Source organism: Rhizobium sp. RU36D (assembly GCF_900176345.1).
Taxonomy (GTDB): Bacteria; Pseudomonadota; Alphaproteobacteria; order Rhizobiales; family Rhizobiaceae; genus Allorhizobium.
In genome coordinates, this window is sequence record NZ_FWXU01000008.1 from 155,724 (window position 1) to 177,321 (window position 21,598).

20 protein-coding genes are annotated in these 21,598 nt (G+C 58.5%); 11 read left to right on the forward strand and 9 right to left on the reverse strand.

Annotated elements, in window-relative coordinates; translation table 11 throughout:
* Nucleotides 1-32 precede the first annotated feature (32 nt).
* Nucleotides 33-329: a helix-turn-helix transcriptional regulator gene (locus tag B9A97_RS12575; RefSeq protein WP_143530429.1), complete on the forward strand. Its 297-nt coding sequence runs from the start codon at nucleotides 33-35 to the stop codon at nucleotides 327-329.
* Between the two features lie 9 nt (nucleotides 330-338).
* On the opposite strand, the gene galE is transcribed toward B9A97_RS12575, so the two are convergent.
* On the reverse strand, nucleotides 339-1,319 hold the full coding sequence (galE, locus tag B9A97_RS12580) for a UDP-glucose 4-epimerase GalE (RefSeq protein ID WP_084365687.1): 981 nt from the start codon (nucleotides 1,317-1,319) through the stop codon (nucleotides 339-341).
* Nucleotides 1,320-1,656: 337 nt separating this feature from the next.
* Here galE and B9A97_RS12585 point away from each other — a divergent pair, with 337 nt between their 5' ends.
* Genes B9A97_RS12585 through B9A97_RS12625 form a run of 9 tightly spaced genes read left to right on the forward strand, consistent with a single transcriptional unit; the run spans nucleotide 1,657 to nucleotide 12,316 of the window.
* Nucleotides 1,657-3,129, forward strand: coding sequence for a UbiA family prenyltransferase (locus B9A97_RS12585; RefSeq protein ID WP_143530430.1), 1,473 nt, complete (start codon nucleotides 1,657-1,659; stop codon nucleotides 3,127-3,129).
* Entirely contained in the window at nucleotides 3,126-4,463 is a 1,338-nt protein-coding gene (locus tag B9A97_RS12590) for an FAD-binding oxidoreductase (protein ID WP_084365689.1), read from the forward strand. Before B9A97_RS12585 ends, B9A97_RS12590 begins: the two co-directional genes overlap by 4 nt.
* A gap of 10 nt (nucleotides 4,464-4,473) precedes the next feature.
* Complete coding sequence (locus B9A97_RS12595) at nucleotides 4,474-5,211, forward strand: SDR family NAD(P)-dependent oxidoreductase (RefSeq protein WP_244564200.1); 738 nt, start codon at nucleotides 4,474-4,476, stop codon at nucleotides 5,209-5,211.
* Nucleotides 5,211-6,143: an NAD-dependent epimerase/dehydratase family protein gene (locus B9A97_RS12600; RefSeq protein WP_084365691.1), complete on the forward strand. Its 933-nt coding sequence runs from the start codon at nucleotides 5,211-5,213 to the stop codon at nucleotides 6,141-6,143. The genes B9A97_RS12595 and B9A97_RS12600 overlap by 1 nt, the downstream gene beginning before the upstream one ends.
* Before the next feature lie 10 nt (nucleotides 6,144-6,153).
* Nucleotides 6,154-7,437 carry an NAD(P)/FAD-dependent oxidoreductase gene (locus B9A97_RS12605; protein ID WP_084365692.1) on the forward strand — a complete coding sequence of 428 codons (1,284 nt, stop codon included), beginning with the start codon at nucleotides 6,154-6,156 and terminating at the stop codon, nucleotides 7,435-7,437.
* Nucleotides 7,434-7,853 carry a GtrA family protein gene (locus tag B9A97_RS12610; RefSeq protein ID WP_244564201.1) on the forward strand — a complete coding sequence of 140 codons (420 nt, stop codon included), beginning with the start codon at nucleotides 7,434-7,436 and terminating at the stop codon, nucleotides 7,851-7,853. The genes B9A97_RS12605 and B9A97_RS12610 overlap by 4 nt, the downstream gene beginning before the upstream one ends.
* 14 nt (nucleotides 7,854-7,867) lie before the next feature.
* Nucleotides 7,868-10,210: a hypothetical protein gene (locus B9A97_RS12615; protein WP_143530431.1), complete on the forward strand. Its 2,343-nt coding sequence runs from the start codon at nucleotides 7,868-7,870 to the stop codon at nucleotides 10,208-10,210.
* 39 nt (nucleotides 10,211-10,249) lie between these two features.
* Nucleotides 10,250-11,467 (forward strand): hypothetical protein, encoded by a 1,218-nt coding sequence (locus B9A97_RS12620; protein WP_143530432.1) that lies wholly within the window; start codon nucleotides 10,250-10,252, stop codon nucleotides 11,465-11,467.
* Between the two features lie 60 nt (nucleotides 11,468-11,527).
* Entirely contained in the window at nucleotides 11,528-12,316 is a 789-nt protein-coding gene (locus tag B9A97_RS12625) for a glycosyltransferase family 2 protein (RefSeq protein WP_244564202.1), read from the forward strand.
* 2 nt (nucleotides 12,317-12,318) lie between these two features.
* Here B9A97_RS12625 and rfbC read toward each other — a convergent pair whose 3' ends face one another.
* The 8 genes from rfbC to B9A97_RS12665 form a co-directional block, all read right to left on the reverse strand.
* Complete coding sequence (rfbC, locus tag B9A97_RS12630) at nucleotides 12,319-12,864, reverse strand: dTDP-4-dehydrorhamnose 3,5-epimerase (protein ID WP_084365695.1); 546 nt, start codon at nucleotides 12,862-12,864, stop codon at nucleotides 12,319-12,321.
* A complete protein-coding gene (rfbA, locus tag B9A97_RS12635) occupies nucleotides 12,864-13,748 on the reverse strand; it encodes a glucose-1-phosphate thymidylyltransferase RfbA (protein WP_084365696.1) in 885 nt (294 codons plus the stop codon). Before rfbA ends, rfbC begins: the two co-directional genes overlap by 1 nt.
* Before the next feature lie 8 nt (nucleotides 13,749-13,756).
* Nucleotides 13,757-14,641 (reverse strand): dTDP-4-dehydrorhamnose reductase, encoded by an 885-nt coding sequence (gene rfbD / locus B9A97_RS12640; RefSeq protein ID WP_084365697.1) that lies wholly within the window; start codon nucleotides 14,639-14,641, stop codon nucleotides 13,757-13,759.
* Nucleotides 14,642-14,645: 4 nt separating this feature from the next.
* Nucleotides 14,646-15,707, reverse strand: coding sequence for a dTDP-glucose 4,6-dehydratase (rfbB, locus tag B9A97_RS12645; RefSeq protein WP_084365698.1), 1,062 nt, complete (start codon nucleotides 15,705-15,707; stop codon nucleotides 14,646-14,648).
* A gap of 144 nt (nucleotides 15,708-15,851) precedes the next feature.
* Nucleotides 15,852-16,739 carry a glycosyltransferase family 2 protein gene (locus tag B9A97_RS12650; RefSeq protein WP_143530433.1) on the reverse strand — a complete coding sequence of 296 codons (888 nt, stop codon included), beginning with the start codon at nucleotides 16,737-16,739 and terminating at the stop codon, nucleotides 15,852-15,854.
* Nucleotides 16,740-17,064: 325 nt separating this feature from the next.
* Complete coding sequence (locus B9A97_RS12655) at nucleotides 17,065-17,820, reverse strand: ABC transporter ATP-binding protein (protein ID WP_084365700.1); 756 nt, start codon at nucleotides 17,818-17,820, stop codon at nucleotides 17,065-17,067.
* A 2-nt stretch (nucleotides 17,821-17,822) separates the two neighbouring features.
* Nucleotides 17,823-18,620, reverse strand: coding sequence for an ABC transporter permease (locus B9A97_RS12660; protein ID WP_244564203.1), 798 nt, complete (start codon nucleotides 18,618-18,620; stop codon nucleotides 17,823-17,825).
* Nucleotides 18,621-18,693: 73 nt separating this feature from the next.
* On the reverse strand, nucleotides 18,694-21,027 hold the full coding sequence (locus B9A97_RS12665; RefSeq protein WP_244564204.1) for a glycosyltransferase family 2 protein: 2,334 nt from the start codon (nucleotides 21,025-21,027) through the stop codon (nucleotides 18,694-18,696).
* Between the two features lie 24 nt (nucleotides 21,028-21,051).
* Between B9A97_RS12665 and B9A97_RS30140 the strand changes: the two genes are divergently transcribed.
* A complete protein-coding gene (locus B9A97_RS30140) occupies nucleotides 21,052-21,411 on the forward strand; it encodes a hypothetical protein (RefSeq protein WP_244564205.1) in 360 nt (119 codons plus the stop codon).
* The last annotated feature ends 187 nt before the right edge of the window (nucleotides 21,412-21,598 follow it).

Here is a 21,598-nt window from a genome sequence, read left to right on the forward strand (position 1 = left end):
CCAACTATCGCTTATATGGGCAGTTCATAACGATGGGTCAACCCGAAAACGACGCGATTTTGTCGCCCGCCCTGTGCCGAGCCGCGCGCGGCTATCTCGACTGGACGCAAGCCGAGCTTGCGGAGGCTTCCGGTGTCTCCAGAAGCACCATCCGGGACTTCGAGGGGGAACGACATGGGGTGCATCGTGCGACAGAAGCGCAGTTGCGCCTGGCCTTCGAAAAGGCCGGGCTTTCCTTCAAGGGACAGAACTCGGAGGAGCCTGGAGTCTATTGTCCCTACAGGGGCGACGATGGCCGAACGGACCTATCGACCTCCCACGACACTTGACGGGCGTCTTCAGGAATTGCGGCTGGAATGCCACTTCCATGCCGTCTGAACGATTTCCTCGATGCTGTATCGCGGCTGCCAGCCGAGGACCGAGCGCGCCCTCGCGCTGTCGGCCACCAGAACCGTGGAATCGCCGTCGCGACGATCGGCATAGTTCACCGTGATCGGGCGGCCTGATACGGTCATGACCGTATCCAGGACTTCCTTCACGGTGGTGCCGCTGCCCGTGCCGAGATTCAAGGCGACGGTGTCGCCGCCCTCCAAGAGATAATCCAGTGCCCGCACATGGGCATCGGCCAGGTCAAGAACGTGGACATAGTCGCGCACGCAGGTGCCGTCGCGCGTGTCGTAATCGGTGCCGAAGACGCTGAAAGATGGACGCCGCCCAAGGGCCGCATCAATGGCGAGCGGAATGACGTGGGTTTCAGGCTCGTGCCATTCGCCGATCTGGCCCTGGGGATCCGCACCGGCGGCGTTGAAATAGCGCAGGATCACCGAGTTCAGTCCGCAATACTGGCTGTAATCCAGGAGGGCCTGTTCGACGATGAGCTTTGTCCGGCCATAGGGATTGATGGGTGACTGCCGATGGGTTTCGTCGATCGCGGCACTCTCCGGCAGGCCATAGGTTGCGCAGGTCGAGGAAAAGACGAAGGCCTTGACGCCGGCAGCGATGGTTGCCTCCAGCAGCGACAGCGACCCGATGACGTTGTTGTCGTAGAAGGAGACCGGATCCCGTGTGGACTGGCCGACCTCGATGGAACCGGCAAAATGCACGACAGCAACCGGTGCGTATTTTTCAAAGACTTCGTTGAGGCGCGCGCGGTCGCGAATATCGCCCTCTTCAAGCGCGCCCCAGCGCACGAATTCGCGATGGCCGTTGGAGAGGTTGTCGAAGACGACAGGCGTATATCCTCTTGCCGCCAGTTCCATGCATGTATGGGACCCAATGTATCCCGCACCACCCACGACAAGAACATTTTTGTTTGTCAATGAAATACCCCATCCGCCGCGCAATAAAATGCCTTGCCGTTATCCATAGAGAGATCGGGTTTATTTTTCAAACCCGGTTTGACGACAGTTGCACTATCGACGGCATCCTTTGGATAAGCTGAAGGTCATAGGGAGAGACCCGATCGAGCCAGCATGACGGATTTGCCAGCCTCAAGGCGTGCAACAACTTGTCCCGCGCCACATTCCCCGGCCGAAACGCGATCACAGACAAGCTCATTTCGCGGTTGAGAAAAGCCGATATTTGTGTTTTGAGCATAGCAACTCGCAGGGCGACCTTAAGCTCGACCTGCAATCCGTGCGAAAGGACGAATTCTGGATGACGTCTCTCAGTTCAGGCATTGACGGCATTGCGCAGGCTGCGAGCAACGTGCCCGCTGCCTTGCCGATTGTTGTTGATCTGGACGGTACGCTTATTCTGTCGGATACTTTGCATGAATCGGCGGCGATCGCGCTGTTTCGCAAGCCGGCTTGTCTGGTGCGGGTTTTGCCGGAGTTGAGAAAGGGCCGCCATGTGCTGAAGGCGGCTCTTGGGCGGGAAGTTGACCTGACGGACGAGGTCCTGCCATTGCGGGAGGATCTGGTCGAGTGGCTGCGCGAGAAGGCCGAGGAAGGGCATGAGCTGCATATCTGCTCGGCGGCCGATCAAAGCGTTGTGGACAAGATTGCGCGCCGGATCGGGATTTTCTCCTCGGCGACCGGCTCGGGAACAGCCAATCTGAAGGGCAAGGCGAAGGCACAGTATCTGGCCGAACGCTTTCCGAAGGGCTTCATATACGCGGGCGATCATGCGGTCGACCTGCCCGTTTGGGAAGCGTCGAGCGGCGTGGTTCTGGCCGGCGTCAAGCCTGACATCGCCAGCCGGGCGCGCCAGCTGGGCAAGCCTGTTCTGGCCGAGTTCCACACGCCGTCGCTGACGCCCAAGGAATTCATGAAGGCGATCCGCGTCCATCACTGGACCAAGAACGTCCTGATGTTCGTGCCGCTGATCCTCGCCCATGCATGGACGGATATATATGTCATTCTGCAGACGCTTCTTGGCTTCGCCTGCCTTCTGGCGGTGACATCGGCGACTTACCTGCTGAACGATATCGCCGATCTGAACGCCGACCGGCAGCATTGGTCGAAGCGCAACCGGGCACTTGCCAGCGGTAGGCTTTCGATCCAGTCCGGCTTTACGTTGGCGGGATCGCTGCTCGTGGCCGGCTTCGTCTGCGGCACTTTGCTGTCCCTGGATTTTGCCGCCGCCCTCCTCGCCTATCTGGTGATCACCGGCTCCTATTCGCTGGGGCTGAAGCGGGTGCCCCTGCTGGACACCCTTATCATTGGCGTACTCTTTACGACGCGCCTGGTCATGGGGACACTGCTTCTCGGCGATTCACGCCCGGCTTGGCTGCTGACCTTCGCGGTCTTCTTCTTCTTCTCGCTCGCCGTCGCCAAGCGGCATACCGAGATCGTGCGTGCCGCATCCAGCGGCACGTCGAGCCTGAAAAGTCGCGGATACGAGGTCGAGGACGCGGCCTTGACGCTGGCCTTCGGCATTGCCGCGGCGATTGCATCGCTCGTTGTGCTGATGATCTTCATCCTCATGGAACTGCGGATCGGCAACCACTATGGGCAACCGCAATTCCTGTCGGCGATCCCCGTCGTGCTGTCGATATGGCTCGGCCGCATATGGCTTCTGGCCCATCGTGGCCGCATGAACGATGATCCGGTCAGTTTCGCCATCCGGGATCGGATCAGCCTCTTCCTCGGCGTGGTCGTTGCGCTTCTTTTCGTGGCGGCCCTATGACAGGCTTTTCGCAATCGGACGGGATCCGTTCCTGGGGCGGGGTGATAAAAGCCACCCACCATGTCGCGTCCCCAGCATGGCGCGATGCCTTGCCGGCGCTTGTGGTGTCCGGACGTTCCGAGGGACACAGCCTTCTTGCGGCCGGCCTGCGGCGGTCCTATGGCGATAGCGGGCTCAATCCGGCGGGCGGCCTGATCGACATGACCGGGCTGGACCGCCTGATCCAACTCGATACGGACAGCCGTCTGTTGCGGGCCGAAGCAGGCGTGTCCTTTGACGCCATTCTCAGGACCATCGTCCGTCGGGGCTTCTTTCTGCCGGTGACGCCGGGGACGCGTTTTGTGACCCTCGGTGGGGCAATTGCCAATGACGTGCACGGCAAGAACCATCATGTGCGCGGGACGCTTGGAAATTGGGTGCGCCGCATCGGTCTTCTGAGATCTGACGGGACCGAACTGGAACTAACCCCGGATGATCCGTCCGGCCTGTTTCAGGCCACGATCGGCGGGCTTGGCCTGACCGGCGTCATCACCTGGGCGGAAATCGAGCTTATCCCCATCAGCAGCGCGATCATCGCGGCGGAAAACATTCCCTTCGGCGATCTCGATGAGTTCTTCACGCTGGCCGAAGAGAGCGAGCGAGATTTCGAATACACGGTCTCCTGGATCGATTGCCTTTCTGACCGTGATCGTCTCGGTCGCGGCATTTTTACGCGAGGCAATCACGCTCCTTCGGGATCGATCTTGCCGGATCGGGGCAACACGCGGCTGACCATGCCGGTGAGCCTGCCCGGCTTTGCCATGAACCGGTACTCGATCAGCGCCTTCAACGCGCTGTACTTCTGGAATGGCAAGCGGAAAAGCGGACCGGCACGGATGGGGCTGTATCCGTTTTTCTACCCGCTCGACGCGATAGGTCGCTGGAACCGCATGTATGGCCGAAAGGGCATGTATCAGTATCAGTCCGTTATTCCGCCAGGGGCGCAGAAGGACGCGACACGGGACATGCTCAAGGCCATCTCGGCCAGCGGCCAAGGGTCGTTTCTCGCCGTCCTGAAGACGTTCGGCACCGTTCCGTCACCGGGGCTTCTGTCATTCCCGACCGCCGGCACTACCTTGGCGCTGGACTTTCCAAATCACGGCGACACAACATTGGAGCTGATGGCGCGGTTGGACTCTATCGTCAAGGAAGCAGGCGGCCGACTTTACCCGGCCAAGGACGGTCGAATGTCGGCGAGAATGTTCCAGGATGGCTATCCCGCCTGGCAGGAATTCGCCAAATACGTCGATGCAGGCTTCAACTCACACTTCTGGGACAGAGTGGTCCGGGATTAAGGGGAAACAATTGCGACTCATCGTCTTGGGAGCCACGTCTTCCATCGCCGCAGCAACCGCCAGGCTCTATGCCGCTGATGGCGCCACCATCCTGCTTGTTGGACGCGACGGCAGCCGACTGGAACAGAGCGCCGCCGATCTGAGGATCCGTGGCGCTGAACGCGTGGAGATCGCCGTCTGCGACCTGGCGGCATCCGAGGATGCCGAGCGCCAGTTGCAGGGCTTTGCGGACCAGATCGGTGGCATGGACCATCTGCTGCTGGCCTATGGCATCCTGGGAGACCAGGGCCAGGCCGAGCGCAATCTTGTCGCGGCGGAAGAGATCCTGCGGGTCAACTTCAATTCCGCCGCCGCCTGGAGCCTGGCGACGGCCAACTTTCTCGAAAGACAGGGCCGTGGCAGCCTGATCGTCATCGGATCGGTTGCCGGCGATCGCGGGCGGCGTGCCAATTTCATCTATGGCGCCGCCAAAGCCGGCCTTGCCGCCCTCGTGGAAGGCATTGCGCACCGTTTCGCCGACAAGGGACCGCGTGCGGTTCTCATCAAGCCCGGCCCGACGGTCACCCCTATGACGGAGGGCATGACGCGCACCGGCGCGCTCTGGGCCAAGCCCGAGCAGGTGGCCAGCATCATTTACAAGCGGGGCACCCGCGGCGGGCCGGTCGCCTACGCCCCCGGCTTCTGGCGCTACATCATGCTTGTGATCCGCAACCTGCCGAGCGTGATATTCAATAGAATGGAAATCTGATGACGAAGATCATTGTCACGGGTGCTGCCGGCCTGGTGGGCCAGAACGTCATTGCCCGCCTGAAGTCCGACCCCAGCCTGTCGATCGTCGGCATCGACAAACATCCGACCAACACGGCGCTACTGCGCCGACTGCATCCCGAGATCGAGGTCATCGAAGCCGATCTCGCCGTCGAAGGGACGTGGATGGATGTCTTCGCCGGCGCCGATGCCGTTCTCTTGAACCAGGCGCAGATCGGTGGCCTGGACGAACGGGAATTCATCGCCAACAACGTGACGGCGACGCAGCATATCGTCACCGCCATGCGCCGGCACGCCGTCTCTTATTTCGTGCATATCTCGTCCTCCGTGGTCAATTCGAAGGCCGACGACTTCTACACGCGCACCAAGACGACGCAGGAGAAGTATATCGACACGGTGACGGACATTCCCCATGTCATCCTGCGTCCCACGCTGATGTTCGGCTGGTTCGACCGCAAGCACCTGGGCTGGTTGCGCCGCTTCATGGAACGCACACCGGTGTTTCCGATCCCCGGCGATGGCAAGTTCATTCGCCAGCCCCTTTATGTCGGCGACTTCGCGGCCATGATCATCTCCTCGCTGCGCAGCCAAAAGACCGGAACCTACGATATCTCCGGCCTCGAGCAGATCCATTACGGCGCCCTCATTCGCCTGATCCACGACACGGTCAAGCCGCGGGCGCGGATCGTGCATATCCCCTATCACCTGTTCTGGGCGCTGTTGTTCGTCTACGGCAAGTTCAGCGCCAATCCTCCGTTCACGACCAGCCAGTTGGAGGCGCTAGTCATCCCGGAAACCTTCCCGGTGATCGATTGGCCCGGGATCTTCGGCGTCACCGCCACGCCGCTGAGCTCGGCGATCCGCGAAACCTATCTCGATGCGCATTACAGCAGCATCGTGCTCGACTTTTAGGAGAGAAGAGATGAGCCGTATCGTCATCATCGGCGCGGGCGCCATGGGCCTGGCCGCTGCACATCGGGCGGTTAACCTGGGTCACGAGGTGGATCTGATCGAAGCGGACGCGGTTGCCGGCGGCATGGCCGCGCATTTCGATTTCGGCGGGCTGTCGATCGAACGCTTCTACCATTTCGTCTGCAAGTCCGACGAACCGACCTTCGCCCTGATGCGCGAACTGGGCCTCGGCGACAAGATGCGCTGGCGGCCGACCTCGATGGGCTATTTCATGAAGGGCCGCATCCATCCCTGGGGTGATCCCATCTCGCTGCTGCGCTTCCCGCACTTAAGCTTCGTTGCGAAGCTGCGAACCGGCATCCAGATGTTCCTCACCACCAAGGCGCGATCCTTCGCCTCGATCGAGCACAAGACAGCGCGGCAATGGCTTGAGGGCGGCTCCGGCAGGGAGGTCTACCAGACCTTGTGGAAGCGGCTGATGGAGCTGAAATTCTACGAACTGGCCGACGACATCTCCGCCTCCTGGATCGCGACTCGCGTGCGCCGGATCGGCAATTCCCGCAAGTCGATCTTCCAGGAGCAGCTTGGCTATATCGAGGGCGGCTCGCAGACGCTGGTCGATGCCCTCGTCAAGGCCTTCACCGACAACGGCGGCAGGTTGCACCTCGCCACGCCGGCCGAGCAGGTCGTCACCGAGAACGGGCGCGTCACCGGCGTTCAGGCCAATGGCCGGTTCTTCCCCGCCGACGCCGTGATATCCACCGTTCCCACGCCCTTCATATCGACCCTGGTTCCGGATCTTCCGGCAGACTCCAAGGCCAAGTATGACGCGATCCGCAATATCGGCGTTGTCTGCCTGCTGTTCAAGCTGAAGAAGTCGATCAGCCGCAATTTCTGGGTCAACATCGTCGACGACACCATCGACATCCCCGGCCTGATCGAGTTTTCCAACCTGCGTCCCGTTGACGAGACCATCGTCTACGTGCCCTACTACATGCCGACCACGCAGCCAAAATGGCAGTGGAGCGACCAACAGTTCATCGACGAAGCCTTCGGCTATATCCGCAAGGTGAACCCCGCCATCACCCAGGCCGACCTGGTGGAGGCCAAAGTCGGGCGGCTCAAATATGCGCAGCCGGTCTGCGAGCCGAATTTCTACGACAAACTGCCGCCGATCGAGACCCCGATCGCCGGGCTCCAGGTCGCCGATACCTGCTACTACTATCCCGAGGACCGCGGAATTGCGGAGAGCATTCGCTACGGTCGCCGCATGGCCGAAGCCGTGCTGCGATGATGGATAATCTCACCGCCATGATGAACAGGCCCTTCATCCGCTTCGCCCTGTCGGGCGGGTTCGCGGCGGCCGTCAACATTCTCTCGCGTCTGGCGCTGTCGCAGGTCACCACCTATTCCGTGGCCATCGTCATCGCCTACCTGCTGGGCATGACAACCGCTTATGTGCTGATGAAGCTCTTCGTCTTCGAAAAATCCGGCCGCAGCGTCCAGAATGAATATATCCGCTTCGGCCTCGTCAACCTCGTCGCCCTCGTCCAGGTCTGGGCGGTCAGCATGGCGCTCGCCCGCTTCATTTTCCCCTGGATCGGCTTTGACTTTCATGCCGAAACCGTCGCCCACATCATCGGGGTTTTGAGCCCCATCGCCACAAGCTATTTCATGCACAAATACTTCACCTTCGCCGGAGCGAGATGATGTCGGCTTTAAAGATGACGACAACACCAGTCATCCCCAGACTGCTTGTTTTTGTTATCTTTTTTTTGGTTTTTTATCATAAGATTCAACCGCTGGATTTTGATTTCATTCGGCCGGGCGTTGACCCTTCCTGGGAAGCAGCACTTGTCTACGGTCTGGAGCGCGGCCTGATATTTGGCAAGGACTTGGTGTTTACAGGTGGCCCCCTGTCTTTCCTCTATACGCGCCAGTTCAGCGAGCAATTCGCCTATACGGGTGCGATCATCTCACTCTCTACCGTGCTATTTCTGGCCATATCGCTGACGGCGTTGCTCAACGGTCGGACTATGGCAATGTTTGGTAAGGTCATCATCGTCGGCGTGACGCTTTCGCTAACGATCCTAACCATAGATAGTATCTATCTGTTGGTGCCTTTGCTGACAGGTCTAAACGGACTAGCGACTGAGCGCGGCCGTCAGACGATCGTGTCTCTGGCGGGCGCATTCTTGTGCGGCATCATCATCCTGGCCAAATTCTCCGTCTTTCCGATCGCTACGCTCGCTGTATTGGCGCTAGATGGAACGGCAGCGATCGAGAAGCGGCCGCCAATTCATACGCTATTTCTCGTTGCCGGCGTATGTTTCGGATGGGCCTTGTGCGGGCAACCGATTGATCAACTTCCGAATTTCATTCTCGCCGGATTGGAAACATCCAGCGGCTATTCAAGTGCCATGAGCCTGACGGCAAGCCACGGGCCGTCCGAACTCGTTGCCTGGTTGGCCATCACGTTCTTGTTCGTGATGACACTCGTTGCCATTGGTTTCCTAAATCGCGAGAAAGACGGACGCGTCCGTACGATTGCCCGCATTGTTGTCATAAGCGGCTACCTGTTCGTCTCATTCAAGGCGGGAATGGTGCGCCATGACCTGCATTCGCTGATCGCCTGGGGTTCGCTGACCGCGGTTGTCGTGTCGACAGCGCAGATTGTGCGCAACATAACAGCGGCGTCCATAGTCCTGAACCTTCTTGCAATTCTGCTGGTGCTTCCGGGACACTGGCTTCTTTACAGGGAAAACCCGATAGTACCGTCAGTGGACTTATCCGGCCTTGCAACGTCCATCCAGGCCGATGCGACTGGTTTGGCTTCCTTCATTGTGCATCCAGAGGCATGGCTCGATGATCTCCAGGCGCGCAATGACGCCTCGGCGGCAGCAATACAACAGGCGACACCGCTGCCACGTCTTGATGGTAGCGTCGATATAATTCCCTCTGCACAATCCACGGTTATTGCTCACAACCTGCGCTATTCGCCACGACCCACGGTGCAGGAATATACGACCTATTCGCCCAAACTGATCGCACGCAATCGGGCAAATTTTTCAGGCACCGAGGCTCCCGACTATCTGATCATGGAACCCGGATCGATTGACGCACGACATCCGGCATCCGCCGAGGGCGCACTTTGGCCGTTGTTTTTCTCGCGTTATGAACCGGACCAATCCTCGGTTTTGGGTTTGGTGCTGAAGAAAAGAGAAGCGCCGCTCCAGAATGTCCTGGAAGCACCAATCGAGGTTGAAACGGCTTTTGATCAGGAAGTTGCTTTTCCGCGTCCGGACAGAGCGTGGATGGTGTCCATAGATATCAAGCCAACATTGCTGGGCCGTTTGATTGATCTCTTCTATCGCCCGCCGATGAGCCAGATGACGATCAACTATACCGATGGGACCTCGCGCACCTACAGAATGATTCCCAACATGATGGGCGACGGCTTGTTGTTGTCACCACATGTCGGCAACACGACCGAGTATCTCATGGTCTCGACAGGACATGTCGGGTATCCCGGATTGAAGTTTGCGAAATCCTTCGTGGTTGAAACGGGTACAAGGCCAGGCGTCTTTTATCAGAGCGCCGTCCGTGTAAAGTTCTCCGCGATTGACACGACCGCCCTGGCCGCCCGCCAGATCAATGACTTCACCAGAAGCATGCTGGCGCGGGCCGAGCGCACCATCGGCATTGTCGCGAACAACCGCATGCAGCCGCCAATGATAGATGTTTCTTCAGAGGGTGTGTTTGCCCACGCGCCAGCTGTCTTGCGGATGCCTGTCACCTCTGGCTCCGAGGCAACATTCTTCTTCGGCATGCGAGACGGATCATGGAGCGGCGAAGCTGGAACCGATGGCGTCTGTTTCGCAATAGGTTCTGCATCGAGAGGTATTGCCGAGCGGTGTCTCGATCCCGCAAACGTGTCTGCTGATCGCGGCGAGCAAACCATGCGTGTGGTCATCCCATCAGGGGTATCGGAAATCCAACTGGAAACCTCGTGTCGCGGCTCTTGCGCCTCAGACTGGAGTTACTGGGGAGGTGTGGAATTCCGATAGATAAAAGTTTGGCGTGTTATGCCCGGAAAGGCTTTTGAGGTGATTGATAGATACCTGAATTGGATAAACCTCATCGTCGCATCGGTGGTGCTGATATCCACGTTATGGCTGACGTCGATAGCTTATGGACCAATGCCTTTCTGGGATGCCTGGGCGACGGCGCTTCTTGAAGATTCCTGGGGCAAGTTGTGGACCCTGCATAACGGTCACCTCATCATGATGCCGCGGCTTATCTACGGCCTGGACACGGTGTTGTCTGATGGGAACGGGTTCCTGAGCTTGACGCTGATCTTTGTGTTCCAGTCGCTTAGCTGCCTGTTGCTGGTGTCTTTATCGAAGGCACCGAAGGTAACGTCAGCGGCTCTGGCGATATGCTTCCTGTTCTGGGCAAGGCACCTGGAAAACCTGAGCTGGCCATTCCAGGTCGGCTTTATCGGTCTTTGCTTTATGGTCGTGCTGACCATGTGGCTCTTGTCGAGGAGTGGCTGGCTGTTCCAAACTGCGGCATTTGTTACCGCGTCGATTGCGCCGATGTGGTCCATAAATGGCCTGTTGGTGCCTCTCATTTGCGCATTCATCTCCGCATTGAAGAAGAAGTACATTTCAGCAGCTTCTTACCTGCTGTTCTTCCTCGCATCTGTCGGCTTGTATTTGTACCTGGGTTTCGAATTTGCTGAACAAGATCGCAGCAAAGACCTTCTAGGTTCCCTGGTCATCTATTTCGATATCATCGTACGTCCCTTCCTGGACCTTCTGGGCGTGAAGATGAGCACGCCATCACTCAACATGGCTGTTTCCACTGTCGTCGCCTTGATTCTCCATGGCCTCGCGGTCTTGGCTGCAATCAAGAGCAAGGGCGACGCCAGGCATCTGTCGCTCCTTGGAGTTTCAGCATTCGGCTTTGGAAGCTGCCTGATGGCAGCCCTGGCGAGAAGTGAGAACTACACTGGGCCTGCGTTTCGCTATGCGGTCTTCTCGGCTCTGGCCTTGCTACCGCTGCTTCTAATCGCGGCCGAGAAGCTAAAAGCCCGGGGGGGACTGCCGCGATACGCCGTGGTTGTGTCCCTTCTGTTTGCAATAAACAATTTTGATTGGAAGCCATTCGCCATTCAGAGAGGTGATATTCAGCGAAACGCGATCGCAGGAATACAGGCCGATCCGAACAGCCTCGAACCCTATCGCTTATTGTATCCTTCGCCGGAAGGCATTGCGGAAAAAATCCAGCTGTTCCGAGAACGCGGACTGTCCATATTTTAGGTGCGTTTCTGCCAGATGAAAACTCTGCCCCACGACGACAAAGCTGATACATCATACGGCATGATAAGTGTCACCATTGTTGTCTACCGCCCCAATCTCGATGAACTGTCGTCGACGCTGAAAAGTTTGGCTGTCGCGCTCCGGCAGAGTTCGGCGCCTTTTGCCGTGTCTCTGGTGGACAATTCACCGGAGCCGGGTGATCTGGCCACGTGGCTATGCCAAACGGTTCCCGATCTTGCCGTTGCTGTACGATCCGGTCAGGGCAATATCGGCTTTGGTCGCGCCAACAATCTGGCCCTTCCGGAGGTTGGCAGTTACCATCTGGTCCTCAATCCCGATGTGGAGATGGCTCCGGACGCGCTCGCGAAGGCGCTGGGCTTCATGGAGGCTCATCCGGACTGCGGCCTGCTGACGCCTCTGGTGCATGGCAGGGACGGCAAACGGCAGTTTTTGTGCAAGCGATTTCCGGCGGCACTCGATCTGGCGCTCAGGGGATTTGCGCCGCGGCGGATCCAGCAGCTTTTCAGGAAGCGTCTTGACCGCTACCAGATGGCGGAGATGCCCGAAGACCAGGTGTTTTGGGATCCACCCATTGTCAGCGGCTGCTTCATGTTGTTTCGCGGGGAGGTCTTCAAGGCGCTAAATGGTTTCGACCCGGACTATTTCCTCTACTTCGAGGATTTCGACCTGTCGCTTCGCACGGCGCAGATCAGCCGCATCGCCTTCGTGCCGGAGGTTCGGATCATCCATGGCGGAGGCTATGCCAGCCGCAAGGGCGCCTGGCATGTCTGGCAGTTCCTGCTCTCGGCCGTGACTTTCTATCGAAAGTTCGGCTTTAAGCTCGTGTAAATTCAGTCGAAGGTTTCGGCCTTGTCCAGGGTGACGGCCGCCGCATCCTTGGCGGCAAGCTTGGGCTCGCCTTCAAACGGCCAGTCGATACCGACAGCGGGATCGTTCCACAAAAGGCTTCGCTCATGCTCAGGCGCGTAGAAATCCGTTGTCTTGTAGACAAACTCGGCATTTTCGCTGAGCACCACGAAGCCGTGCGCGAAACCTTCCGGCACCCAGAGCTGCTTCTTGTTCTCGGCCGATAGGGCCACTCCCACCCATTTGCCGAACGTCGGCGAGGAGCGGCGCAGGTCGACAGCGACATCGAAGACCTCGCCTGCCACGACCCGGACAAGCTTACCCTGCGGCTGCTGGATCTGGTAATGCAGGCCTCTCAACACGTGACGGCTGGACTTGGAATGGTTATCCTGGACAAAGTTCCGGTCAACACCCGTCAAGCGTTCAAAGGTGCGCGCATTAAAGCTTTCGAGAAAGAAGCCGCGGTCATCCCCGAAAACTTTCGGCTCGAGGATGATCACATCGGGGATGCTCGTTTGCGTTGCCTGCATCAGAAAACGTCTTCCTTCAAAATATTCTGCAGATAGGCGCCATAGCCGCTTTTCAACAGCGGCTGGGCGAGAGCCTGGAGTTGCGCGGCATCGATCCAGCCGGCGCGATAGGCGACCTCTTCCGGACAGGCCACGCGCAGACCCTGGCGCTTTTCGATGGTGGCGATGAAATGCCCGGCCTCGAGCAATGAGTCATGCGTGCCGGTGTCCAGCCATGCATAGCCGCGGCCCATGATCTCGACGTTCAACTCGCCCCGCTCAAGATAGCGCCTGTTGACATCGGTAATCTCAAGCTCGCCGCGAGCCGAGGGCTTGATGTCGGCCGCGATATCGCAGACCTGGGTGTCGTAGAAGTAAAGGCCCGTCACCGCATAGTTCGACTTGGGCTGCTTCGGCTTCTCTTCAATCGAAAGAGCCCGCTGCTCCTTGTCGAACTCGACGACGCCGTAGCGCTCGGGATCATGGACATGGTAGGCGAAGACCGTGGCGCCGCTGGTCTGGGCCGCCGCGCTGCGCAGCAGTTTCTGGAAATCGTGGCCGTAATAGATGTTGTCTCCGAGAACCAGGGCGCTTGGCTTGTCGCCAATGAAGTCGCGGCCCAGGATAAAGGCCTGCGCCAGTCCGTCGGGGCTTGGCTGCACGCAGTATTCAAGCTGGATGCCCCATTGCGAGCCATCGCCCAGCAGCGCCTGGAAGCGCGGTGTATCCTGCGGCGTGGAAATCACCAGAATTTCCCGGATGCCTGACAGCATCAGGGTCGTCAGGGGATAATAGATCATCGGCTTGTCATAGATCGGCAGCAACTGCTTGGAGACAGCCAGGGTTGCCGGATGAAGCCGCGTACCGGAACCCCCGGCAAGAATGATGCCCTTACGTTGTGTCATGATGAGCCCTAGAGGATCTGTTGAAGAAAGAAATCGACCCCGGACTTCCAGTCGGGAAGGGTAAGGTCAAATGTGTTGCGCAGCTTGCTCGTATCCAGTCTGGAATTGGCCGGACGCTTGGCGGGCGTCGGATAGTCGCTGGTGGCGATCGGCTTGATGGCCTCCGGGGCCACCTTTATCGCCTTGCCGCGCGCCCTCGCCGCCTCGATCACATAGCGCGCATAGTCATGCCAGTTGGTCTCGCCACCGGCCACGAGGTGGTAAAGCCCGCCCAGGTCCTTGCTGGTGTCCTGCTGGAGTGTCCGGATGACATGCGCGGTCACGTCGGCGATCAATGCGGCTGACGTCGGCGCCCCCACCTGATCGGCCACGACGCCGAGTGTCTCTCGTTCGGCGGCCAGCCGCAGCATGGTCTTGGCGAAGTTGGCGCCATGGGCGCCGTAAACCCAACTGGTGCGGAAGATCACATGGCGGGCGCCGCTTGCGGCAAGCGCCTGTTCGCCGTCCAGCTTTGTTTGACCATAAACGCCCTGCGGACCGGTCGGATCCGTTTCAGCATAAAGACCTTGCGCCTGTCCATCGAAGACATAGTCGGTCGAATAGTGCACGACGAGGGCGCCAAGCTTGGCAGCCTCTTCGCCGAATATGGCGGGCGCCCTGGCATTGATCAGGGCCGCCTGCTCCCGTTCCGTCTCCGCCTTGTCCACGGCCGTATAGGCAGCGGGATTGACGATGACATCCGGCTTCAGGTCGCGAACGAGTTCACGGATGGATGTTTCGCTGGAGAGGTCACAGCCGGACCGATCGAACGCAGAGACTGCACCCAGCGGAGCCAGGGAACGTTGCAGTTCAAAGCCTACCTGCCCGTTCTTTCCCGTGAGAAGCAGGCGCATGCCATCAGGCTCCGTATTGCTGGCCGACCCAGCTCTGATATGCGCCGCTCGTAACGTTCGAAACCCACTCCTGATGCGACAGATACCATTCAACGGTCTTGCGGATGCCGGATTCGAAGGTTTCCGCCGGCTTCCAGCCCAGTTCCTGCTCGATCTTGCGGGCATCGATGGCGTAGCGACGATCGTGGCCCGGACGGTCCTTCACGAACGTGATCTGGCTCGAATAGCTCGCGCCGTCCTTACGCGGAGACAATTCGTCCAGGATGGCGCACAAGGTCTTCACCACATCCAGGTTGGCCTTCTCATTCCAACCGCCGACATTATAGGTCTCGCCGAGGCGGCCCTGTTCCAGAACGCGACGGATCGCCGAGCAATGATCCTTCACATAGAGCCAGTCGCGGATTTGCTGCCCATCGCCATAAATCGGCAAGGGTTTGCCGGCGAGCGCGTTATGAATGCAAAGCGGTATGAGCTTTTCCGGGAAATGATAGGGCCCGTAATTGTTCGAACAGTTGGTCGTCAACACGGGAAGGCCGTAGGTGTGATGGTAGGCGCGGACCAGATGGTCCGACGATGCCTTGCTTGCTGAATAGGGGCTGTTCGGCTCGTAGCGGTTGGTTTCCCGGAATGGCTCGTCTGTGGCCGACAGGCTGCCGTAAACCTCGTCGGTGGAGACGTGCAGGAAGCGAAACTGCTGCCGCTCGGTCTCTTCCAATTCGCTCCAATATTTGCGCGCCGCTTCCAGCAGCCGGAAGGTGCCGACAACATTGGTCTCAATGAAAGCCGCGGGGCCGTGAATGGAGCGATCGACGTGGGATTCCGCGGCAAAGTTCAAAATTGCGCGGGGTCTGTGCGTCGTCAGCAGATCCGCGATGGCGGCACCGTCACCGATATCGACGCGCGCGAAAACATGCCGGTTGCTAGCCATCACGCCTTCGAGATTTTGAAGATTTCCAGCGTAAGTCAGCTTATCGACATTGATGACCGCTTCGTTGTTCTCTGCCAGCCAGTCCAAAACGAAGTTACTTCCGATAAAGCCAGCGCCGCCAGTCACCAAAATGGTCATCTTGTCTCTCTAATCGCGGTATAAGTAATCACGGTACAAAATTGAGCGCCCATCGGAGCGGCTGCGTGTCTTCTATTAAGCGAGTTTTATGGCAAACGCCACGCTCTTTTGACGAAAATAAAGGCAAAAGGATTGGCTTGAACCCTAAAGGCGCCCCGTCCTGCCGAGCATGCCATGCCATACTCCCAGGAGCATCATCCTGACCTGATCCAGCCTGTGATCACCGCGAACACTGAAGAAGGCAAGTTGCAAAACAACCCGGCGAAGAAGGATCAATTTCCATGGCAGGTCGATCCAGCCCTGCCTTGCCAGCCAGATCGCATTGCGGATGTGGTAGTAGTGGCGCAGGGCGCTGTGCAAAGGAATTTTGCGGCCCTTCCAGGATGCCCATTTGTCGCCAAGGGAATGCGACATCAGCGCCGCGTGAACGCCAAAGCTCTTGAAACCCAGGGATTGGGCCCGCAGCCCCCATTCGATATCGACGTAGTCGATAAACATGTCCTCGCGCATCAAGCCGACCTTGGCCAGGGCGGCGCGCGGTATGAGACAGCCTGATGCGATCAGGAAGTCTGCCTCGGTGAATTTCTCGTCCTGAGACCGGACGCGACGCCTGAGCGACAGGCCCTTTCGATAGACGAAGGGCGCGATCTCACCCTGACGGTCATCGAGATAGCTGGGACCGACTGCGGCGACAGCATGGCCCTCACGAACGGCCTGATCATGGGCCTGCAGCAAAAGCGCCACCATGTCAGGAGCCGGCAGGCTGTCCTGGTCCAGCAGAAGCACAAAGCCATAGTCGCCGCCGAGCGCCTCCTGGATTCCGACATTCTGGGCGCGTCCGATGCCCAGGTTTTCCCCAAGACAGATGACGCGGACGTCTCGATCCTGCAATGCGGTTGGAAGCTGTCCGCCATCGCCATTGTCGATGACAAGGAGCAGATCGAGTTGCGGCCTGATGGCGTCCACCAGTTTCAGCAACTCCGCTTGCGGCGGATTATAGGTCACGATGACGCCGCAGGTTTTGGGCCTCATGCCAGAAACCAATCCACTGTCCATAAGAGGTACCCTGTTCTGGCGCGTCGCTAGAGGTCCGGAAGGACTTACATGCCCGTTTATCCCGGCTCGCTATTCTGTTTCCCGGCCGGGAAAGTCAAGCAAAAAGGCCTGTTGTTCCATGGGAGCGGCGAGAACACGGAATGAGCGTCGATGGGAGCTCAAGTCGGCGGAGAAGCCGCCGCCACCAGTGGCGGTCTCGGCGGCAACTTCGGAGAGCTGACAGTTATTCTGACGTCTACAGCGACGCCCGCCTTAAAGGCGAGGCGTGGCCGAGGGCATATTGCCCTGACATCAGGCGCGACTACCCATGGACAGACGCCTCATAGGCCAAAAGGACCTCTTCGATCGGTCCCTGCATCTTGATGCGCCCATGCTCCATCCAGAGGCCCTCTTCGCACCAATCACGCAAGAGGTTGTTGGAATGCGAAGCCATCACCATAATGCCCGCTTCACCGATGAAGGTCTTCATGCGCTCATTGGCTTGAACGAGGAATGCCGCGTCCCCCGCTCCGATGCCCTCGTCGATCAGCAGGATATCCGGCCGTATCGAAGTGGACACAGCAAAAGCAAGCCGTGTCGCCATGCCAGCGCTGTAGGTGCGCAGCGGCATGTTGAGAAACTCGCCCAGCCCCGTCACGGCTGCGATTTCCTCGGAACGGTTTGTGATTTCCACCTTGCTGTATCCAAGGAACATTCCGCGCAGGATGATGTTATCCCAGCCGCTTGCATCGGGATCCATGCCGAAGCCGATGTCGAACATGGATGCAACATCGCCCTGCACTTCGATGGAACCGGCCGTTGGTTCATAGATGCCGGCAAGCACCCGCAGCAGGGTTGATTTGCCGGCGCCGTTGTGACCGAGGAGACCGAGGCGCGCGCCATGCTCTATCGTCAGCGAGATATCGTCGATCGGTCGGATGACGACCTGCTTCGCGTTTGCCTCCGAGCGGATCTGACCGCCGGTGGCTGCAGCCAGGAGGTTATTCTTGAGCGAACGATGTCCCGCACCGAAGATCGGGATGTCCACCACCACATTCTTGAGCTGTATTTTGGTCATGGTCAGCTCCAGTAAACGACACGCGCACGATAGCGGCTGAAGAACAACAAGGCAGTGATTCCCATGACCACTGTGATCGCAATGCAGATAAGCCAATTCAAGGCCGTGCCGGTCGAACCCATGAGCGGATCGCGCACGATCTCGATGAAATGATAGAAGGGGTTGGCGAGCAGGAACCACGCACGCTCGGGCATGCTTTCCGTGCTCCAGATGATCGGCGTCATGAAGAATACGATCTGCATGACACTGCCGATGATCATGGGCACGTCACGAAAACGCGCGCACAAGGGGCCAAGGATCAGCGCAAGGAAAACGCCGTTCAGAATGATGATGGCCATGGCCGGCACGAACAGCAGCGCAGTGACGCCCGGATTGATCATGAAGACAATCGCGACGATGATGTAAATCAGGAAGTTGTGGGCCAGGGTCAGAACCTGGCTCCAAACAAACTGAAAGACATAGAGCGAAAGCGGAAGCTTCACCTGCCGAATGGATGCGCCGGCTGCGGTGAAGACGGAACAGGAGCCGGTCACCAGGCCATTGATGAAGCCCCACAAGATCAGGCCAATTGCCAGCCGGGGCAGGTAGTCCGCGACGTCGATCTTGAAGATCTCCGAATACAGGATCCCGAGGCCGAGCACCATGAAACCCATGGACAGGGTCAGCCACAGGGGGCCAAGGAGCGAGCGGGTATAATGCTTCTTTACATCTCTCCAGCCAAGGAAGACCGACAGCTCCATCTTGGAGTAGCCATCGCTTATGTCTTTCAAAGCTTTCTGGACGTTCGTTCTATCGTACATGGCGGTTTTTTTCATGTTTCGGCGCGGGATCGGACTTCACAGTTTCAGATTGCGCGGTTTTCTGGTCACGTCGTTACGATGCCAAAGTTGGATCGCCGTCGTTACGAGGGGGTGACGCCAGCGAAAAGTCCTCATGATCCAGTGTCAGATTGGGATTATAGGCGGGATCTTGAATGAGGGCATCCTTCCACTTGTCCAACATATACAGGACTTCCGAGCGGAAACGTTCCTTCTTTTCCGGGGTGTCTTCGACACCGCGCGTGGCAGATTCGTGGTGATAGAGTTCGGCATAGGGGGTCCAAACATTGCGGTAACCGGCGTCTCGAACCCTGATGCAGAAATCCACGTCATTGAAGGCGACCTTCAGATTTTTCTCATCCAGCCCGCCAACGGCCTCATAAACGCTTTTGCGGATCAGAAGGCAAGCCGCAGTTACGACGCTGAGTGTCTGTGTCAATTCGCCGCGAGAGAAATATCCGTACGCGCCTTTGGCAAGGAACTTGTGCGGATGCCCTGCGACGCCGCCTATCCCCAGGATGACGCCGCCATGTTGCAGCGTGTCGTCGGGATACCAAAGTCGTGCGCCCACGGCGCCCACATCAGGCTGGATCGCGAGCCCCATCATCTCTGACAGCCACTCGGGCGATATGACCTCGATATCATTGTTCATCAGAAGAACGAATTCGCCATTTGCTATCGCAACGGCATCATTGTTCAGCTTCGAATAGTTGAACGGACTGCTATCGCGCGTCACCCTGATATTCGCCTGCTGCTCCATCTCGGAGAGGTAGGCAAGCGTGGCAGGATCATCCGAGTTGTTATCGACGATAATGATTTCGTAGTTTGGGTAGGTCGTTTTTGCCAGAACGGACTGTATGCATTGCCGTAGTAGCGAAAGTCCGTTGCGGGTGGGTATGATGATGGTGACGAGCGGCAGGACGTCCGGCAGATCGTACTTGACCCGGTACATGTTGGTCGGAAGAATATCGACCGTTCCGCGCAGGCCAATGCGCCCCAGATGCTCCTGGATGGCCTTTCGTCCCGCAACAACCGCATAGGATTTGTTGTTTGCGCTTTGTGCGGTGCTGCCGGAATGGCTGCGCCAATGGTAGAGAACGCGGGGGATATGCACGATCTCGTTGGCCTTCAAGCCTTCCGAGAAACGCAGGACGAGATCATGGTCCTGCGCGCCTTCCAGGCCCTTTCGGAATCCACCGATCGCGCGGACACGACCAATTTCGTAGACACCGAGGTGGCAGACTAGATTGTGCGACCGCAGAAGGTCCGGATTCCAGTCGGGCTTGAAATAGGGGTCGTACCGCTTCGTTCCCTCAATCTTGTCTTCATCGGAATAGATCAGCTTGACGTCCTTGTTGTGGACGATCTCTCTCGCCACGTAGAACAAGGCATCTTTTGTCAGCATGTCATCCTGGTCGAAAAGCGCGACCCAGCCGCCGGTCGCAATCTCGATCGCGCTGTTCGATGCTTCCGAGATGTGGCCGTTCACCTCCCTGAAGCACACCTTGATCCGGCTGTCGGTTTCGGGCAGGGCCTTGAGATAGTCCCTCACCTCCTCCAAGGTGGAGCAATCATCGGCAATGCAGAGCTCCCATCGGGGATATATCTGCGCCTGCACCGACGCCACAGCCTCTTTCAGCAAGTCGAGGGGAGCGTTGTAGACCGGCATCACGACGGAAATCAGGGGTGGATTCTGCCATCGGGCCACCTGTTCCGTCATGGTGGCGATCGCTGCGTCGTCCAAGGTGGCATAGTTCTTCAGCCATGTGCCGTAGTCGATCGTCTTCCGAGCCCTGCCGTTTGCAGAACCTGGAAGGGCGTTGGCATATCGCCAGGCAGACAAGGCGCCTCTAATGCCATCGCGCCTTACCACGCTGACGGACTTCGAGATAAACTTCAGAAATCCTCCCTGCCGCTGGATCATGCCCGGCGTCGCGCGTAGCAGGTCCAGTGTCTGCTTCACCTTGAGGCCGGTCCAACGGTAGGGCGCAGTCATCCTCCAGCTGGCAGAGGCCTTCATCTGCTCGATCGCTTTATCCAGCTCGCTGATACGGGTGTATGTCTTGACCATTTCATATTTCAGCCGGTTTTCCAGCTGAGCAACTTTCCTGGTCTTCGCGTCGAGTTGAATGCTGCACTCCTGGCGGTAGCGATAGGCGTCATCGCGCTCCACGATCAGCGTGTCTCGCTCACGCAGGAGGGCCTCAAGAGACCCGCCGTCCGCAGCCGTCGCAGAACCTTGATCCGCCACGTCCTGCCCGCCTTGACGCACTGCCGAGAGTTCGTATTCGAGCGTATTCAGTCGACCGATACGAGCGAAGGTTTTCCGTGTTTCCTCCGCGTCACCACGACAGATTGCGGCAATCGCTTCAGGGGCATTCTTACCCACGAGCAGCAGGAGCAGCCGTCCGCCATGGGCAAACTCGAAGCTCGGATACCGGTCCTTGACCTCCGTCCAGAAGCTTCCGAGGACGCTTTGGTCCTGTTGGCCATCGGGGATATAGAAAAGCACCACCGCCCTATCCGAGAGCGCACCCTTCCAGCCCTCGAACAGGTCACGAAGATCACCACGGCCCCGCGTGCAATCGACATGAAGCAGATCGACAGATCCATCGGAAAAATGCGCGCGCGCTTCGTTGAAAGGCAGGGCGTGGACCTTGCCGATACCAGGATAGTCACGGGCAGTCTCGGCCTGCAAGGCGTTCAGCGCCGCACCTGCACCAGCGTCGCCGCCATCAACGACCGCGTGGACCTGCGAGGTCAGTCCGTTTGAACTTACAGCCTGGCAGAAGGACAGGAAGGAGAACCCGTCTTGCGTGCCAAGTTCAACCACGACGCCCGGACGCAGATGCTGAATAAGCCAGAATGCGAAGGGGCCATGCTCAAGCCATGGGGATTGCCTAATGTGCTTTGCGGGTTCAAGCGCATTTTCGGTCAGGAGCATATACTATCTCACAGCG

Bases quoted from the DNA above. Each gene is read 5' to 3' on its own strand.
- B9A97_RS12575 (WP_143530429.1), top strand. From the start codon at position 33: ATGGGTCAACCCGAAAACGACGCGATTTTGTCGCCCGCCCTGTGCCGA.
- B9A97_RS12585 (WP_143530430.1), top strand. From the start codon at position 1,657: ATGACGTCTCTCAGTTCAGGCATTGACGGCATTGCGCAGGCTGCGAGC.
- B9A97_RS12590 (WP_084365689.1), top strand. From the start codon at position 3,126: ATGACAGGCTTTTCGCAATCGGACGGGATCCGTTCCTGGGGCGGGGTG.
- B9A97_RS12600 (WP_084365691.1), top strand. From the start codon at position 5,211: ATGACGAAGATCATTGTCACGGGTGCTGCCGGCCTGGTGGGCCAGAAC.
- B9A97_RS12605 (WP_084365692.1), top strand. From the start codon at position 6,154: ATGAGCCGTATCGTCATCATCGGCGCGGGCGCCATGGGCCTGGCCGCT.
- B9A97_RS12610 (WP_244564201.1), top strand. From the start codon at position 7,434: ATGATGGATAATCTCACCGCCATGATGAACAGGCCCTTCATCCGCTTC.
- B9A97_RS12615 (WP_143530431.1), top strand. From the start codon at position 7,868: ATGACGACAACACCAGTCATCCCCAGACTGCTTGTTTTTGTTATCTTT.
- B9A97_RS12625 (WP_244564202.1), top strand. From the start codon at position 11,528: ATGATAAGTGTCACCATTGTTGTCTACCGCCCCAATCTCGATGAACTG.
- rfbC (WP_084365695.1), bottom strand. From the start codon at position 12,864: ATGCAGGCAACGCAAACGAGCATCCCCGATGTGATCATCCTCGAGCCG.
- rfbA (WP_084365696.1), bottom strand. From the start codon at position 13,748: ATGACACAACGTAAGGGCATCATTCTTGCCGGGGGTTCCGGTACGCGG.
- rfbD (WP_084365697.1), bottom strand. From the start codon at position 14,641: ATGCGCCTGCTTCTCACGGGAAAGAACGGGCAGGTAGGCTTTGAACTG.
- rfbB (WP_084365698.1), bottom strand. From the start codon at position 15,707: ATGACCATTTTGGTGACTGGCGGCGCTGGCTTTATCGGAAGTAACTTC.
- B9A97_RS12650 (WP_143530433.1), bottom strand. From the start codon at position 16,739: ATGAGGCCCAAAACCTGCGGCGTCATCGTGACCTATAATCCGCCGCAA.
- B9A97_RS12655 (WP_084365700.1), bottom strand. From the start codon at position 17,820: ATGACCAAAATACAGCTCAAGAATGTGGTGGTGGACATCCCGATCTTC.
- B9A97_RS12660 (WP_244564203.1), bottom strand. From the start codon at position 18,620: ATGTACGATAGAACGAACGTCCAGAAAGCTTTGAAAGACATAAGCGAT.
- B9A97_RS30140 (WP_244564205.1), top strand. From the start codon at position 21,052: ATGGGCAAACTCGAAGCTCGGATACCGGTCCTTGACCTCCGTCCAGAA.